Origin of the sequence: Taklimakanibacter albus (assembly GCF_016595235.1) — a bacterium.
Taxonomy (GTDB): Bacteria; Pseudomonadota; Alphaproteobacteria; order Rhizobiales; family Aestuariivirgaceae; genus Taklimakanibacter; species Taklimakanibacter albus.
Window position 1 is genome coordinate 659531 of record NZ_JAENHL010000008.1, and the last position, 15718, is coordinate 675248.

The 15718-nt window shown below is 62.6% G+C and carries 14 protein-coding genes; 13 read left to right on the plus strand and 1 reads right to left on the minus strand.

The window, feature by feature from the left end; all coding sequences use genetic code 11:
- Positions 1-83: 83 nt before the first annotated feature.
- The gene (locus JHL16_RS26005) at positions 84-818 is read left to right on the plus strand and encodes an ABC transporter ATP-binding protein (protein ID WP_200187806.1); all 735 of its coding nucleotides are present in this window, start codon (positions 84-86) and stop codon (positions 816-818) included.
- A gap of 5 nt (positions 819-823) precedes the next feature.
- On the plus strand, positions 824-1936 hold the full coding sequence (locus JHL16_RS26010; protein WP_200187807.1) for an FAD-dependent oxidoreductase: 1113 nt from the start codon (positions 824-826) through the stop codon (positions 1934-1936).
- Here the strand turns inward: JHL16_RS26010 and JHL16_RS26015 are convergent, their stop codons facing one another.
- Positions 1937-2986 carry a LacI family DNA-binding transcriptional regulator gene (locus JHL16_RS26015; RefSeq protein WP_200187808.1) on the minus strand — a complete coding sequence of 350 codons (1050 nt, stop codon included), beginning with the start codon at positions 2984-2986 and terminating at the stop codon, positions 1937-1939. It lies immediately after the preceding gene.
- Positions 2987-3186: 200 nt separating this feature from the next.
- Here JHL16_RS26015 and JHL16_RS26020 point away from each other — a divergent pair, with 200 nt between their 5' ends.
- The 11 genes from JHL16_RS26020 (at position 3187) to JHL16_RS26070 (ending at position 15587) form a co-directional block, all read left to right on the plus strand.
- Positions 3187-4329 (plus strand): sugar ABC transporter substrate-binding protein, encoded by a 1143-nt coding sequence (locus JHL16_RS26020; protein WP_200187809.1) that lies wholly within the window; start codon positions 3187-3189, stop codon positions 4327-4329.
- A 313-nt stretch (positions 4330-4642) separates the two neighbouring features.
- Complete coding sequence (locus tag JHL16_RS26025) at positions 4643-6190, plus strand: sugar ABC transporter ATP-binding protein (RefSeq protein WP_200187810.1); 1548 nt, start codon at positions 4643-4645, stop codon at positions 6188-6190.
- Complete coding sequence (locus JHL16_RS26030) at positions 6187-7167, plus strand: ABC transporter permease (protein ID WP_200187811.1); 981 nt, start codon at positions 6187-6189, stop codon at positions 7165-7167. Before JHL16_RS26025 ends, JHL16_RS26030 begins: the two co-directional genes overlap by 4 nt.
- The gene (locus JHL16_RS26035) at positions 7164-8150 is read left to right on the plus strand and encodes an ABC transporter permease (RefSeq protein ID WP_200187812.1); all 987 of its coding nucleotides are present in this window, start codon (positions 7164-7166) and stop codon (positions 8148-8150) included. The genes JHL16_RS26030 and JHL16_RS26035 overlap by 4 nt, the downstream gene beginning before the upstream one ends.
- Positions 8151-8320: 170 nt before the next feature.
- Positions 8321-8983, plus strand: coding sequence for a FadR/GntR family transcriptional regulator (locus JHL16_RS26040; protein ID WP_348647284.1), 663 nt, complete (start codon positions 8321-8323; stop codon positions 8981-8983).
- Entirely contained in the window at positions 8973-10169 is a 1197-nt protein-coding gene (locus tag JHL16_RS26045) for a PLP-dependent transferase (protein ID WP_200187814.1), read from the plus strand. The genes JHL16_RS26040 and JHL16_RS26045 overlap by 11 nt, the downstream gene beginning before the upstream one ends.
- A gap of 24 nt (positions 10170-10193) precedes the next feature.
- Positions 10194-11471, plus strand: coding sequence for an ABC transporter substrate-binding protein (locus tag JHL16_RS26050; protein WP_200187815.1), 1278 nt, complete (start codon positions 10194-10196; stop codon positions 11469-11471).
- A 188-nt stretch (positions 11472-11659) separates the two neighbouring features.
- Positions 11660-12574, plus strand: coding sequence for a carbohydrate ABC transporter permease (locus JHL16_RS26055; RefSeq protein ID WP_200187816.1), 915 nt, complete (start codon positions 11660-11662; stop codon positions 12572-12574).
- A 1-nt stretch (position 12575) separates the two neighbouring features.
- On the plus strand, positions 12576-13421 hold the full coding sequence (locus JHL16_RS26060) for a carbohydrate ABC transporter permease (protein ID WP_200187817.1): 846 nt from the start codon (positions 12576-12578) through the stop codon (positions 13419-13421).
- Positions 13422-13424: 3 nt separating this feature from the next.
- Positions 13425-14477 (plus strand): ABC transporter ATP-binding protein, encoded by a 1053-nt coding sequence (locus JHL16_RS26065; RefSeq protein WP_200187818.1) that lies wholly within the window; start codon positions 13425-13427, stop codon positions 14475-14477.
- 156 nt (positions 14478-14633) lie between these two features.
- The gene (locus JHL16_RS26070) at positions 14634-15587 is read left to right on the plus strand and encodes a sugar-binding transcriptional regulator (RefSeq protein WP_200187819.1); all 954 of its coding nucleotides are present in this window, start codon (positions 14634-14636) and stop codon (positions 15585-15587) included.
- Positions 15588-15718 lie beyond the last annotated feature (131 nt).

Sequence of the window (15718 nt, forward strand, 5' to 3'; positions counted from 1 at the left end):
CCAGCTTGTCAAATGAAACACGGCCTAAAAATTGCCCGGACAGTGGACAAAGGGAGCCGCCGGATCGGGTGGGGAAACGAAAGATGCTGAAAGTTCAGGACCTTAAGGCCGCCTACGGACGCGTGTCGGCAGTCAAGGGTGTGAGCCTCGAGGTTGCCGAGAAGGAGATCGTCTTCCTCATCGGGCCGAACGGCGCGGGCAAATCCACCCTGCTCAAGATTGTTTCAGGCCTGCATCGGCCTTCCGGCGGTACGATTTCCTTCGCCGGCGCCGAGATCGCCAACCAAACGCCCGAGACCATCTGCCGGCGCGGGCTCGTGCTCGTGCCGGAGGGGCGGCATATTTTCGGCACCCTCACCGTCGCCGAAAATCTCTTCCTCGGCACTACCATCCGGAACGATCGCGCGCAGATCCGTGCCGATATCGACGAGGTCCTCGCCATCTTCCCGATCCTGCGCGAGCGCTACAACAGCGCCGCCGTCTATCTCTCGGGCGGTGAGCAGCAGCAGCTCGCCATTGCACGCGCCATGCTGCAGAAACCGCGGCTCATGATGATCGACGAGCCGTCGCTTGGTCTCGCCCCCCTCGTCATCGACCAGGTCTATGAAAGCCTGCGCCAGCTGAATGCCAAAGGCATGACCTTGCTCGTCATCGAGCAGTCGACGGCGCGCGTGACAGATCTCGCTTCCCGCGTATATGTGATGCGCAATGGCAAGATCGTCCTGCATGAAACGAAAGCCTCGCTGGGAGACGGCAGCTCCCTTACCGACGCCTATTTCGGTGATGCCCGGCACGCGGCCGAACAATTGGCGCGCTGAGCTCCGTGGACAAGGTTGATTGCACCGTCATCGGGGCGGGGGTCGTCGGTCTGGCGACGGCGCGCGCTCTGGCGCTCACCGGCCGCGACGTCCTCGTCATCGAAGCCGCCGACAGCATCGGCACCGAGACGAGCTCGCGCAATTCGGAAGTCATCCATGCCGGCATCTATTATCCGCAAGGGAGCCTGAAGGCGCGGCTCTGCGTTGTCGGGCGTGATCGTCTTTATGCCTATTGCCGCGAGCGCGGCATCGCGCATGAGCGCCTGGGCAAGCTCATCGTGGCGACGGAAACCGGCCAGATCGACAAGCTCCAGCAGATCCGGGCCAAGGCCGAGGCCTGCGGCGTGCATGACCTGATCCTGCTCGATGCCGAAGCGGCGCGACGGCTGGAACCGGCGCTTGCCTGCGTCGCCGCCCTTCACTCACCATCGACCGGCATCATCGACAGCCATGCCTTGATGCTGACGCTGCAGGGCGATGCCGAGGCACGAGGCGCGATCTTCGCTTTCGAGACCAAAGTCGAAGGGGGCGAGATCACGTCCGATGGAATCATTCTGCGCACCGTGACCTCGGACGGCACGCCTTACGAATTCCTGTCGGCCAGCGTCGTCAATGCGGCGGGTCTTGGTGCCCAGGACATCAGCCGCAAGCTCAGCGGATTCCCCGGCGATCACATCCCGGCGCTCTCCTATGCGCGCGGCTGCTATTTCACCCTCACCGGGCGGGCCCCCTTCTCGCGCCTCATCTATCCGGTGCCGGTCGATGGCGGCCTCGGCGTCCATCTCACGCTCGATCTCGCCAAGCAGGCGCGCTTCGGTCCCGACGTGGAATGGATCGACAAGGTCGACTACACGCTCGACGAGCGCCGCGGTGCTTCCTTCTATGCGGATATAAGGCGCTATTGGCCGGATCTGCCGGAGGGCAGCCTCAATCCCGGCTATGCGGGTGTGCGGCCGAAGCTCTCGCGGGCTGGCGAACCGGCGGCCGATTTCGTCATCGAGGGCCCGAACGAGCATGGCATCGCACGGCTCGTCAATCTTTTCGGCATCGAAAGCCCGGGCCTGACCGCGAGCCTCGCTCTGGCGGACGAGGTCGTCACGCGCCTCGCCGCCAGCTGATCAGACCTTCAACCCTCTCTGCGCCGACATCCTGGTGCTGTCGCGCAAGGCCAGCTTGAAGCCCAGATCGATGCGGCTCGTCTTCGGCCGCGCGCCCGAGCCGCGAATGATCTCGAGCACGATCTCGGCGCTGAGGCGCCCCATTTCATGACGTGGCACCGCGATGCTGGTGAGGGCGGGGCAGGAGCTCGCGGCGAATTCGAGGTCGTTGAAGCCCACGACCGACATTTGTTCAGGCACTTTGATGCCGCGGCGCGCGCATTCGAACAGGACACCGAGCGCGAGGTCGTCATTGCCGCAGAACACCGCTTCGAGATCGGGGCAACGGGAGAGCAAGGCGCTGAAGAGCTCGCCGCCGAGTTTCACCGTGGACGGCACCGCACTCCATTCGAGCAGGGCCTCATCGTGAAGACCTTTCTGCTTCATCGCATCGGTATAACCCGCCACGCGATTGCGCGTGCGTGAATCGAGCCGGGCCGCCAGGATGCCGATGCGGCGATGGCCGAGCTCGATCAGATGATGTGTCGCCAGGCTGCCCGCATCATATTGCGAGATGCCGATATTGATGTCGATCGGTGCGTCGGTCAGCCCCATCGTCTGGATGATCGGGATGCCGGCATGTTCGAGAAGCTCGCGCGCATAAGGTGTCTGATCGACATCGGTGAGGATTAGCGCCTCCGGCCGCTGGCCGAGCAAGGTGACGATCGCTTTCTCTTCCTCGAGCGGCGAATAGCGGCTGTTCAGCACCATCACCTGAAAGCCGGCGGGCTGGAACATGTCGTGCAGGGCTCTCAGATAATCGGCGAAGACACCATTGGTGAGCGACGAGACGACGACGCCGATGACGCTCGAACGTGACGAGGCCAGGATGCTGGCGGCGCGGTTCGGAATGTAAGCCAGGTCCTTGATGGCGCTGTCGATACGCTCGCGCAGTTGCGGCGAGACCATCTCGGGGCGGCGCAAAGCGCGCGACACCGTCACCGCGCTCACCCCGGCACGCAGGGCGACATCGGACAATTTGCTGCGCGGCCGGCGCTGCTTCCGCGGCATATGCATCATCCCTTCGTCCATACAATTAACCCAGCGTAGCTTCAATTGACAGCGCTATCATCATATAATATCCTTCCTCTCGATCACCGGACTGATTAGCCTTTTTGGCTTCTTTTTCAAGTGCTTCGCTTAATCAGGCGACCCTTTCCGGTTTGAGATCGATCAGCCAACTCAAGAATGGCGTTTGGGAGGAATCACCTATGAACTCGACAGTGAAACGGTCGTGCCTTGCGTCTGTCGCCGGCGTCTTCGCCCTCGCCCTGCACCTCAGCCCCGCTTTGGCGGAAGGCCCTGAAGTGGTGGCCGGCCCCGCCTCCGATCCCAACTGCTTCGTGCCCTGGGCGGACCAGACGAAATTCTACAAATATCCGAAGAAGGACGGTCCCTACAGGATAGCGCTCGCCAATGGCTATATCGCCAATACGTGGCGCATCCAGATGATCCAGTCGGCCAAGGCCTATGCGGCGCAGCCCGAAGTGGCGGCCAAGCTCAAGGAATTCAAGGTCGTCTCGACGGGTGAAGACGTGCCGGCGCAGGTCTCGGCCGTCGATAACTTCATCGATTCCGGTTACGACGCGATCGTCGTCAATGCGCAGAATGCGGCGGCCCTGATCCCGGCGCTCAAGCGCGCCAAAGCGGCCGGCGTCATCGTCGTCGCCTTCGACGGCACCGTCGATGACTCGGAAGACCTGATCAACGTCAATGTCGATCAGAAAGGCTTGGGAATCCTGTGGGCCAACTGGCTCATCAATCACCTCCCCAATGGCGGCAAGATCCTCGAAGTGCGCGGCGTCGCCGGCCATCCGGTCGACGGCATCCGCCATGAAGGCATCCAGGAAACCTTCGCGGCGTCGGGGAAGAAATGGGACATCGTCGAAGTCGTCGGCAAGTGGGATGACGGCGTCGCCCAGAAGGTGACGGCGGATGCGATCGCCACCAGCGGTCCGTTCGACGGCATCACCGGCCAAGGTGGCGACACCGGCATCGTGCAGGCAATGATCGACGCCAAGCATCCTTTCGTGCCGTTTGGCGGCGAGACGGAAAACGGCTTCCGTAAATTCTGCGCCGCGCATGCCGGTGATGGCCTCAAATGCTCGTCCGCCGGCTCCGGTCCCGCCCAGGTCGCGGTGGCGATCAAGACGGCGATCGCGGCGCTGGAAGGCAATGTGGTGCCGCAAGCCGTCAAGCTGCCCTTGGCGATCGTCGAGGATCCCAATTTCAAGGACGGCACCGACTACTACAAGGACCAGTCCGACAATTTCTTCGTCGGCAACTCCTTCCCGACCTGCGGGATTGACATTTCCGCCATCGAGATCCTGAATCAGAGCAAGGACAATCAGTAACCGTTGAATACGGGGCGCCGCAGCCTCGTGGTTGCGGCGCCCTTCTCGATGCCGCGCAGGACAATCGCATATGAGATTGTGTGAAAGCTGTAGGTGCTTACCACGTTTCCCCTTCGCCCGTTGCGCAGCAATGGGAGAAGGTGGCCGAAGGCCGGATGAGGGCTCTTTTTCTTGAGCTATCTTAGCAATTTGAAGAGCCCTCACCCGCCCTATCGGGCACCCTCTCCCATCCTGCGGACGGGAGAGGGGGAAACGTGGGGAGGTCTTGCCGTAGCACATGCGATATTCCCGCTATGCTGTGGGGGAGAACTTTATGATCGGAGCTGAGGCGCTCTTCCGCATGGAAGGGATCTCGAAGCGCTATGGCGGCGTGCGCGCGCTCGAGAAGGCCGAGCTGGTCGTCGAACCAGGTCGCATACATGCCATATTGGGTGAAAACGGCGCCGGAAAATCCACCTTGATCAAGGTGATGGCCGGCGTGGTCACGCCCGATGAGGGCCGCATGGTCCTTAAAGGCGACGACGTCGTCTTCGCCGGTCCGGCGGCGGCGCAGAAGTCCGGCATCGCCTGCATCTTCCAGGAATTGTCGCTCATCCCCGATCTCAGCGTCGCCGACAATATCGTCATCGCCGATCCGCCGCAGCGCTTCGGCATGATCGACCGCAAGGCGCAGCGCCGGCTCGCCGAAGCGGCGCTCGACCGCGCCGGCGCCGCCGACATCCACCCCGCCGCCCTGGTCAAGGATCTGCCGCTGTCGCGCCGGCAGGTGGTGGAGATCGCCAAGGCCCTGGCGCGCCAGCCGCAGATCCTCATTCTCGACGAGGCGACCTCGGCGCTCACCGCCGCCGACGTGGCCAAGGTCTTCCAGGTTCTCAAGCGCCTGCGCCAGGACGGCATGGCGTTGCTCTACATCTCGCACCGGATGAACGAGATCGCCGAGCTCGCCGATACCTGCACCGTCTTCCGCAATGGCCGCAATGTCGCGACCTATGCCAATGGCTCGAAAAGCAACGATGAAGTCGTCGAGATGATGATCGGGCGCGAATACCACAATGTCTTTCCGCCCAAGCCGCCGGCCGCCGTCTCGGATCGTGCCCCGGCGCTCGCCTGCCGCGATCTCTCCTGGGCCGGCCGGCTCAAGGACATATCGCTCTCCGTGGCGGCAGGCGAAGTCGTCGGCCTCGGCGGGCTCGACGGCCAGGGCCAGCGTGAATTGCTGCTCGCCTTTTTCGGTGTGCTGAGCGGGCTTTCGGGCGAGATCCTCATCGACGGCAAACCCGTCACGCTCAACAGCCCCGCCGCCGCCAAACGCGGCGAGATCGGCATGGCGCTGATCCCGGAAGACCGCAAGACCGAAGGGCTGATGCTGCCGATGTCGGTCAGGGACAACCTTTCTTTCGCCTCGCTCGATCTCCTCTCGAAAGCGAGCGTCATCGACAGTGCCGCCGAGCAGCGGCGCAATGAGGACATGCTGGACCTGCTGGCGATCAAGACCGCCGGACTCGATATTCCGGTCGGCGCGCTGTCGGGAGGCAACCAGCAAAAGGTGGTGATCGCCAAATGGCTGATGCGGCGTCCGCGTATCATCCTCCTCAACGACCCGACGCGCGGCATCGATGTCGGCACCAAGCAGGAAATCTATGCCCTGCTCCGCCGCCTCGCCGCCGATGGCGCCGCCATCCTCTTCTATTCGACCGATTATGACGAGCTGATCGGCTGCTGCGACCGCGTGCTGGTGCTTTATGACGGCGCCGTCAAACGCGAGCTCAAGGGTGATGAGATCAGCGAGCATGCGCTCATCTCCAGCGCCCTCAACATTACCGGCAACGGGCACAGCTTGCGTGAAGGAGCCGAGGCATGAAGGACTGGCGCTACTGGCTCGCCGAGCAGCGCGGCACGCTGGTCGCGCTCGCGATCTTCGCCCTGATGTTCACCATCTATATCTCGAACCACCCGGCCGGGCTCACCACGAATGTGGCGCAGACCGCTGCCAATAAGGGGACGCTGCTGGCGCTTGTCGCCATGGCGCAGACGCTGGTGGTGATCACCGCCGGCATCGATCTGTCGGTCGGCGCCATTCTCGTCCTCACCAATTGCATCGCCTCGATGGTGGTCACCGGCAACGCCTTCGAAACGACGCTCGGCGTCGTCTTCGTGCTTTTCGTCGGCGCCTTATGCGGCGCCCTCAACGGCCTCATCGTCATCTATGGACGGCTGCAGCCGATCGTCGCCACCATCGGCACCGGCGCCATCTTTTTCGGCATCGCTCTCATCCTGCGGCCGCTGCCCGGCGGCACCGTCAACGAGACGCTGGCCGATGCGATGACGGGCAAGGTCTTCGGCATCGTGCCGGCGAGCCTTCTCATGCTGCTCGCCATCGTGCTGGTGGTCTGGCTGCCTTTCTGCTCCTCGGTGATCGGGCGCGCGGCCTATGCAGCGGGCTCGTCGGAAACCGCCGCTTATATGTCGGGCATGCCGATCCGGCGCGGCAAGTTCGCCGCCTACACGCTGGGCGGGCTTCTCGCCAGTATCGGCGGCTTGTTCCTCACCTTCTTCACCTATTCGGGCCAGGCCTCGTCCGCCACCGCCAGCACCTATACGCTGCTGTCGATCGCCGCGGTCGTGCTGGGCGGCGTGTCGCTGTTCGGCGGCCGCGGCAGCGCCATCGGCGCCATTTTCGGCGCCTTCGCCTTCCGCGCCATCGGCGATCTCATGTTCGTCTTCGATTTCGATGCACTCTGGCAGCCTTTGTTCCAGGGCGTCATTCTCCTGCTCGCCGTCAGCATCGGGGCCCTCGGCCTGTGGCGCGTGCGCAACCGGCTGGAGTGGTTCGGATGAGCGATACGACGATGGGCAGGATCAGTGAGCGGATGCCGCGTTTCATCCGCCGCATTGAGCCGCCGGTGGCGATCTCCTTCGCCTGCATCATCCTGCTGCTCCTGTTCGGGGGTCTCTATTCATCGGCCTTCCTGTCGGCCGACTATCTGCTGCAGCAGCTCAAAGTGGCGTCGTTCCTGGGCGTCATCGCCACCGGCATGATGCTGGTCATCCTGCTCGGCCAGATCGACCTCTCAGTGCCCTGGGTGGTCGCGGCGGGGGCGATGATGGCCTGCGCCGCCACCGCCTATGGACCGGCGGCGACGCTCGCCGCGGTGCCGATCGGCATTCTTTGCGGCATGCTCATCGGCCTCGTCAACGGCATCGGCGTCGCATACTTGCGCATCCCTTCGATGATCGTGACGCTCGCCACCAATGCGGTCGCGCAAGGACTGATGGTGGTCTATACCGGCGGCTTCTCGCCCCGCGATTTTGCCACCGAGGAAATGCGCTATCTCGCCACCGGCTCGCTCATCCCGGGCGTGCCCAATGCGCTGATCATCTGGGCGATCGTCGGCGCCGGAATGGTCTTCGTGCTGACGCGCACCACGTTCGGGCGCGCCGTCTATGGCATCGGCAACCGCGAGCGCGCCGCCTATCTCTCCGGCGTCAATACGCGCCGCGTGGTGATGATCGCCTTCATCGCCGCCGGAGGCCTGAGCGCCTTTGGCGGTGTGCTGCTGGCGGGCTACGCATCCAAGGCGGCGCAAGGCATGGGTGATGCCTATCTCCTGCCCGCCATCGCCGCGGTGGTGCTGGGCGGCACCTCGATCCTCGGCGGACGCGGCTCTTATCTGGGCACCGTGGCAGGCGTCATCCTCATCACGCTGCTGCTGTCGATCCTGTCGGTGCTGCAGATGCCGGAAGCCGGCCGCCAGATCATCTATGGCGTCGTTATCATCGCCATGCTGCTGCTCTACGGACGCAGTCCCGCGAACCAGTAATCCACATCTTCCCGGATGAGGCTTGACTCTCCCCGCAACCTCCGCTTGATTAAACTGGTCTGACAGCCTGACCGCTTAGACGTCGGGACTCAGGGGGAGGATTTGTGAAAAGCAAGCCGTCGACATCCGGACTTCTCGGGCCCGTCAAGAGCCAAACCCTTGATTCCGCTGTGATTGAGGCCCTCGCCACCTATGTTGAGGAAGCTCGGATCGGGCCCGGGGACAAGCTCCCCTCCGAGCGGATGCTGTGTGAGCGGCTGGAAGTCAGCCGGCCCACGGTTCGGGAAGCCCTCAAGCGCTGGGAGGCCCTCGGCATCGTCGAAATGCGCAAAGGCTCCGGCGTTTATCTGCGCAAGGCGGTCGGCCGGAACATCGTGCATGTGCCGCTGGTGCTGAGCCGTTCGTCCAAGGTGAAGGACCTGCTGCATGGCCTGCAGGTGCGCCGGGCCCTCGAAGGCGAGGCCGCCGCGATCTGCGCGGCGTCGGCTTCCGCCGACCGCATCACCATGATCGAAAAGGCGCTCGACCGGATGGAAGCGGCGCATGCGATCGGCAATTCCTCGGAAGAGGACTGGGAATATCACCAGTCGATCATCGAGGCGACCGGCAACCCCCTCTTCACCCAGATCATCCAGTCGATGCGCGATCTCGTGCATCAGTTCTGGGAGAACCCGCTGCAGATCCCGAATTTCGCCGAAGCGTCCTTTCCCTTCCACCGCAGCATGTTCGACGCCATTGCGCGGCGTGATCCCGCTTCAGCGCGCGCCGAGGCGCTGAAGATCATCGACAGCGTCGGCCAGGAAATCCGTGAGGCCTATCCAAATGAAGCATGAAACCCATATCACGGACGCCGCCAAGGCCGCGATCGAAGCGGCTTCGCTGATCCTCACCGATGACGCGCCGCATCTGCATGATCCGGTCGTCGGGCCGATCTATCAGACCTCGCTTTTCACCTTCAAAGACTTCGCCGAGATGCAGAAGACCTTCGCCGGCGAAGGCCAGGGTTATATCTACAGCCGCGTCGGCAATCCGACGGTGCATGATTTCGAGCGGCGTATCGCCGAGCTCGAAGGGGCGGAAGCGGCGCGCGCCTTTTCCTCCGGCATGGCGGCGATCAGCTCCACGGTGCTTTCCATCGTCTCGTCGGGCGACCGCATCGTCGCGGTGCGCCACTGTTATGGCGACGCCTATCGTTTCTTCGAAAAGCTTCTGCCGCGCTTCAACATCACCGTCGATTATGTCGACGGCTCGGATGCGGATGCGGTCGAGGCGGCCCTGCCCGGCGCCAAGCTTCTCTATCTCGAGAGCCCGTCTTCGATGGTCTTCGAGCTGCAGGACATCAAGCGCCTGGCGCAAGCGGCGCGCGCGCAAGGTATCACCACCGTCATCGACAATTCCTGGGCGACACCGGTATTCCAGAAGCCTCACACCCATGGCGTCGATCTGGTGCTGCATTCGGCCTCCAAATATATCGGCGGCCACAGCGACACGGTGGCGGGCGTGGTGGCGGGCTCGAAAGCGCTTATCGCCAGGATCAACGAGCTGACCCATCCCTTTCTCGGCGCCAAGCTGTCGCCGCTCGAGGCTTTCCTCCTGATCCGTGGCCTGCGCACTTTGCCCTTCCGGCTCAAGCGTCATATGGACAGCGCGCTTTTCATCGCCGAGCGCCTGCGCGCCCATGCGCATGTCACCAAGATCCATCATCCGATCTATTCCAACCATCCCGGCCGCGCCACGCTGGCGGGCTTCACCGGTCTCTTCACCTTCGAGGTGGATGACACGATCGACATTCCGCGTTTCACCGACCTGCTCAAATTTTTCCGATTAGGGGTGAGCTGGGGCGGCCATGAAAGCCTCATCGTGCCGGTGGCGGCCTCGCTCGCCCAGACCCCCGGCGTCAATTCCTTCGACCGTTTCAGCGTCAGCCCACGCGCCATCAGGCTGCATGTCGGATTGGAAGATCCCGAGATGCTGTGGGCCGACCTGGAGAATGCCCTGGCTAAAAGCATCAAGACTTGAACCAACTCAACAAGGGAGGAGTACATGAAGAAACTGTTGCAAGGCATGATGTTCGGCGTCGCCATCGCGGCGCTCAGCAGCACGGCTTCGGCCGAAACCAAGGTGCAGCTGGTGGAGGTGATCACCAGCCCGCAGCGCACCGAATTCCTGCGCAAGGAGCTTGACGAATTCGAGAAAGCCAATCCCGACATCAAGGTCGAGATCGTATCGCTCCCCTGGGGCCAGGCCTTCGAGAAGTTCCTCAGCATGGTGCAGGCGGGCGAGACGCCGGATGTCGTCGAGATGCCGGAACGCTGGATGGGGCTTTATGCCAATAACGGCCAGCTCGAGGATCTCGGTCCCTTCATGAAGGACTGGGCCGAGCTCGGCACGCTGGGCGACCGCGCCAAGCAGTTCGGCTCCACCGTCAAGAACACGCAATATATGTTGCCCTACGGCTACTATGCCCGCGCGATGTTCTGGAACAAGAAACTCTTCGCCGAAGCGGGCCTCAGCGAAGCGCCGAAGACGATGGAAGAGTTTACCTCGGCGGCGCAGAAAATCGCCGGCCTCGGCAACGGCAAATATGGCTATTGCCTGCGCGGCGGCCCCGGCGCCTTCGGCGGCATCCAGATGTTCATGAACATCATGGACGGCAAGCCCGGCTTCTTCAACGAAGACGGCACCTCGACCTTCAACGAGGAAGGCTCGGTCAAGGCGCTGCAGATGCTGCAGGACATGTACAAGAACGGCTGGGTGCCGAAGGACAGCGTCAGCTGGGGCTTCAACGAAATCGTCACCGGCTTCTATACCGGCACCTGCGCCATGCTCGACCAGGATCCGGATGCGCTCATCGGCATCGCCGAGAAGATGAAGGCGGAGGATTTCGCCGTGGCGCCGATGCCGACCGGTCCCAATGGCAAATCCTATCCGACATTGGGCTATGCCGGCTGGTCGATGTTCGCCGACAGCCCGGCAAAGAAGGAAGCCTGGAAGGTCATCGAGTTCCTGTCCAACAACAAGCAGAATCTCGAATGGGCCAAGGTGGTGGGCGTTCTGCCGATCCACAATGGCGCCGACCAGGACGCATTCTTCAAGACCGAGCAGTTCAAGGGCTGGTTCGAGGAGCTGTCCAATCCGGACAAATATGTCTTCGTGACGCCGCCGACGCATCTCGAGAATCTGGGCGTGTTCTATGATTCCATGGTGCCGACCGGCTTCCAGGAAATCCTGCTCTCCAAGCGCGCGCCAAAGGAAGTCGCCGATGAATGGGCGACGTTCCTGACAGCCGAGCAGAAGAAGTGGATGGAGAAGAATAAGTAAAGAGCTCATCCCCTCTCCCCCTCCGGGGGAGAGGGTTAGGGTGAGGGGGAACCGGCGGACAGAATGTCGTCGGAACGGAAAGCCTTCTGCCGTCCGTTCCCCCTCACCCTCCCATTGCTTCGCAATGGGCCCCTCCCTCTCCCCGCTGGGGGCGAGGGTAACGAGAGCTGAGGGATGCTAGACCTTTGATGACCGCCATCACCGCAGATAATCTGGCTCTCCAACGCCAGGCCGACCGGCGCCGCTTTCTCGAGCCATGGCTCTATTTGAGCCCGGCGCTGGTGATCATCGTCACCGTCCTGGTCGTGCCCTTGATCATCGGCATCAGCTATTCCTTCCGCAAATTCTCGGCCTTCCGTTCCGAATATGTCGGCCTCGGCCAATATCGTGCGATGATGGTCGATCCCGTCCTGCATGACGCTCTCATCAACACGCTGTGGTGGACGGTGGCGAGCCTAGCGCTGCAGTTCTTCTTAGGCCTCGGCCTGGCGCTGCTTCTCAACCAGCCCTTCCATGGCCGCCGTCTCGTGCAAGGCCTCGTCTTTCTGCCCTGGGCGGTGCCGATCTTCCTCACCGGCCTCACCTGGGCGTGGCTGTTCAATCCGCTGATCGGACCCTTGCCGCATGTCTTTCATGCCATCGGGCTGCAATCGGAACCGGTCACTATTTTGGCCGATCCTTCGACCGCCATGTGGGGGCCGATCATCGCCAATGTCTGGTTCGGCATTCCTTTCTTCGCCATCACGCTGCTGGCGGCGCGGAAATCGATTCCCTCCGAGCTCTATGAGGCGGCGTCCATCGACGGCGCCACCGCCTGGCAGCAATTCACCAAGGTCACGCTGCCCTTTCTCGCCCCCACCATCGCCATCACGGTCATGCTGCGCACCGTGTGGATCGCCACCTTCGCCGATCTCATCTATGTCATGACGGCGGGCGGGCCGGCCGGCTCCACCAACACCATCGCCACCTATATCTATGTCTCGGCCTTCAAGTCGCTCGACAAGGGTTATGCCTCGGCGATCGCGGTGCTGCTCCTCGTCCTTCTCATCGCCTATGCGCTGATCGTCATCCAGATACGGCGCGCGCTTCTGAGGGATGTCTGACATGCCCGGCCAATCCCTCCTCCAGCGCATTCTCGGCCAGACCGGTCTTTATGCCGCCATCGCCTGTTATGTGATCTTCGCGCTCCTGCCGATCTACTGGACGATCAAGATCTCGGTGACGCCGCAGGACCTGCTCTACAGCGAAGGCATCAAGCTGTGGCCCAGCCGTATGACGCTCGCCAATTATACCAGCGTGCTCAAAGCCACCGACTTCCCGCGTTATTTCCTCAACAGCTTCCTGGTGTCGGTGACGACGGCGGTCATCGTCACCGTGGTCGCCTCCTTTGCGGGTTATGCGCTGTCGCGTTTCCGCTTCCGCGGCAAGGCGCTGGTGAGCCTGGTGCTGCTCCTCACCCAGACCTTCCCGCTGGTGATGGTCATCCCGCCGATCTACCGCATCATGGGCCAGCTCGGCCTCACCGATAACCTCTATGGGCTGATCATCATCTACACCGCCTTCAACATCGCCTTCGCCACCTTTCTGATGCAGTCCTTTCTCGACGGCGTGCCGAAGGATCTCGAAGAGGCGGCGATGATCGATGGCTGCACCCGCTTCGAGGCGCTACGCCGGGTGATCATGCCGTTGACGCTGCCCGGCATGGGCGCCACCGTCGCCTTCGTCTTCACCGCGGCCTGGAGCGAGCTGCTCTTCGCCCTCATGCTGATCAACAGCGAAAGCCAGAAGACCTTCTCGGTCGGGCTTCTCACCTTTGTCAGCAAATTCGCCGTCGACTGGGGGCAGATGATGGCGGCCTCGGTTATGGCCCTCATCCCGGTCTGCCTCTTCTTCATGTTCCTGCAACGTTATCTGGTCACCGGCCTCACCGCCGGCGCCGTCAAGGGATAGATCATGGCCTCGGTCTCATTGCGCAATGTCCATAAGAAATTCGGGCCGATCACGGTGCTGGAGAGCATCGATCTCGACATCGCCGACGGCGAGTTCGTCGTGCTGGTCGGCCCCTCGGGCTGCGGCAAGTCCACGCTGCTCCGCAGCATCGCCGGGCTCGAGGCCATCAATGGCGGCGAGATCCAGATCGGCGACCGGCCGGTGACCCATATGGCGCCCAAGGACCGCGACATCGCCATGGTGTTCCAGTCCTACGCGCTCTACCCGCATATGGATGTCCGGCGCAACATGGCCTTCAGCCTCAATTTGCGCAAAAGCCCGGCGGCGCTGATCGGCGAGCGCGTGGCGGAGGCCTCGGCCAAGCTGGGCCTCAATGCCCTGCTCGACCGTTTGCCCAAGCAGCTCTCCGGCGGCCAGCGCCAGCGCGTCGCCATGGGCCGCGCCATCGTGCGCAATCCCAAAGTCTTCCTCTTCGACGAACCCTTGTCCAACCTCGATGCGAAGCTCCGCGCGACCATGCGCACCGAGATCAAGGCACTGCATCAGTCGCTGAAGACGACGGCGATCTATGTCACCCATGACCAGGTCGAGGCGATGACCATGGCCAACCGCATCGTGGTGATGAGCGACGGCGTCATCCAGCAGGTGGGGCCGCCGCTCGAACTCTATGACCGCCCCGCCAATATGTTCGTCGCCGGTTTCATCGGCTCGCCGACGATGAATTTCTTCGATGCGGTCATTGTGAGGGGCGCGGCGCGTCTCGCCGATGGATCGCTCCTGCCGCTCGCCCCAGCCGCCTGGAAGGAGGGGCGCGAGATCGTCATCGGCATCCGCCCTGAACATCTGCATTTCGCCGATCAGGGATTTCCCGCCACGGTGACCGTGGTCGAGCCGCTCGGCATGAGCACGCAGGTAACGCTCGATGCCGTCGAGGAGCGCGTCACCTTGCTGGCGCTCGAACGTCCGCAGTTGAGCCCTGGCGACCGCAAATATCTCACGGCCAAGGCCGCGGATATCCATGTCTTCGATCGCGTAAGCGGTCTCAGGCTGAACTAGCTCCTCCTTCGGGATTCACAAAAACCTTTCCACGCGAGCAGCATTGCCCGTGCTGCGCGAGTTCAATGGATCCCGGCTTTCGCCGGGATGACGGGTTGAGAGAGGGTTTCCATTCTCCCGGCAATATGCAAATGCTGAACCGGACAGGAGTGCAGATTGGCGCGCAAACCGGATTCAGAGGCGGACAGGCTCGACGACGCGGCCCGGGCGGGCTGGCTCTATTACATCGCCGGCAACACCCAGGACGAGATCGCCCGCAAGCTCGGCGTGTCGCGTCAGACGGCGCAGCGGCTGGTCTCTCTCGCCGTCAGCGAGAAGCTGATCAAGGTCCGGCTCGATCATCCGATCGGCCATTGCCTGGAATTGTCGGAGCGGCTCAAGCAGGCCTATGGAATCGATTTCTGTGAGGTGGTGCCGAGCGATCCCGAATCGACGTCGACCACGCTGGGTGTCGCGGAAGCGGCGGCGGCCGAGCTCGAGCGTTATCTCGTCTCGCAGCATCCGGTGATCGTCGCCATGGGCACCGGGCGCATGCTGCGCGCCATGGTCGAACAGCTCACCCCCATGGACTGTCCGCAGCACAAGGTCGTGTCGCTCGTCGGCAATATCGCGCCCGACGGCTCCGCCACTTTGTTCGACGTGGTCAGCCGCATCGGCGACAGGGTCAAGGCGCCGCATTATCCGATGCCGCTGCCGGTGATCGCCACCACTGTGCATGAGAAATCCCTGCTCTTGGCGCAGAAGCCGTTCCGCAATGTGGCCGAGCTCGCCCGCCAAGCCGATGTGACCTTTGTCGGTATCGGCACGGTCGATGACGATGCGGCGCTTTTGCGCGACGGCTTCGTCAAGGCCGACGAGCTCAGGGCAATGGTGCGGGCGGGCGCGGTCGGCGAGATCATCGGCTGGGCCTTCGATGCCCAAGGCAAGCTTGTCGATGGCCTCACCAATGACCGGGTACTGAGCGTGCCGCTCGAGCAGCCGGCGACCCGGCGCCTGATCGGCGTCGGCATGGCCATCCCCAGACTCAGGGCGATCAAAGGCGCCCTGCGCGGGAAATTGATCAACGGTCTCATTACCAACGAGAAAATGGCTGAGCTTTTGCTAGAATAAATAGCAAACGCCCAAAATTTATTATCCAGCGAAACCAATATCTTGTTGTTCATGTTGCTGTGCCTTTGTGCATTGCAACAGGAATTTGGCTTGACTTCGCCTCCCTTTCATCCTGAGATTATGCCCAATTC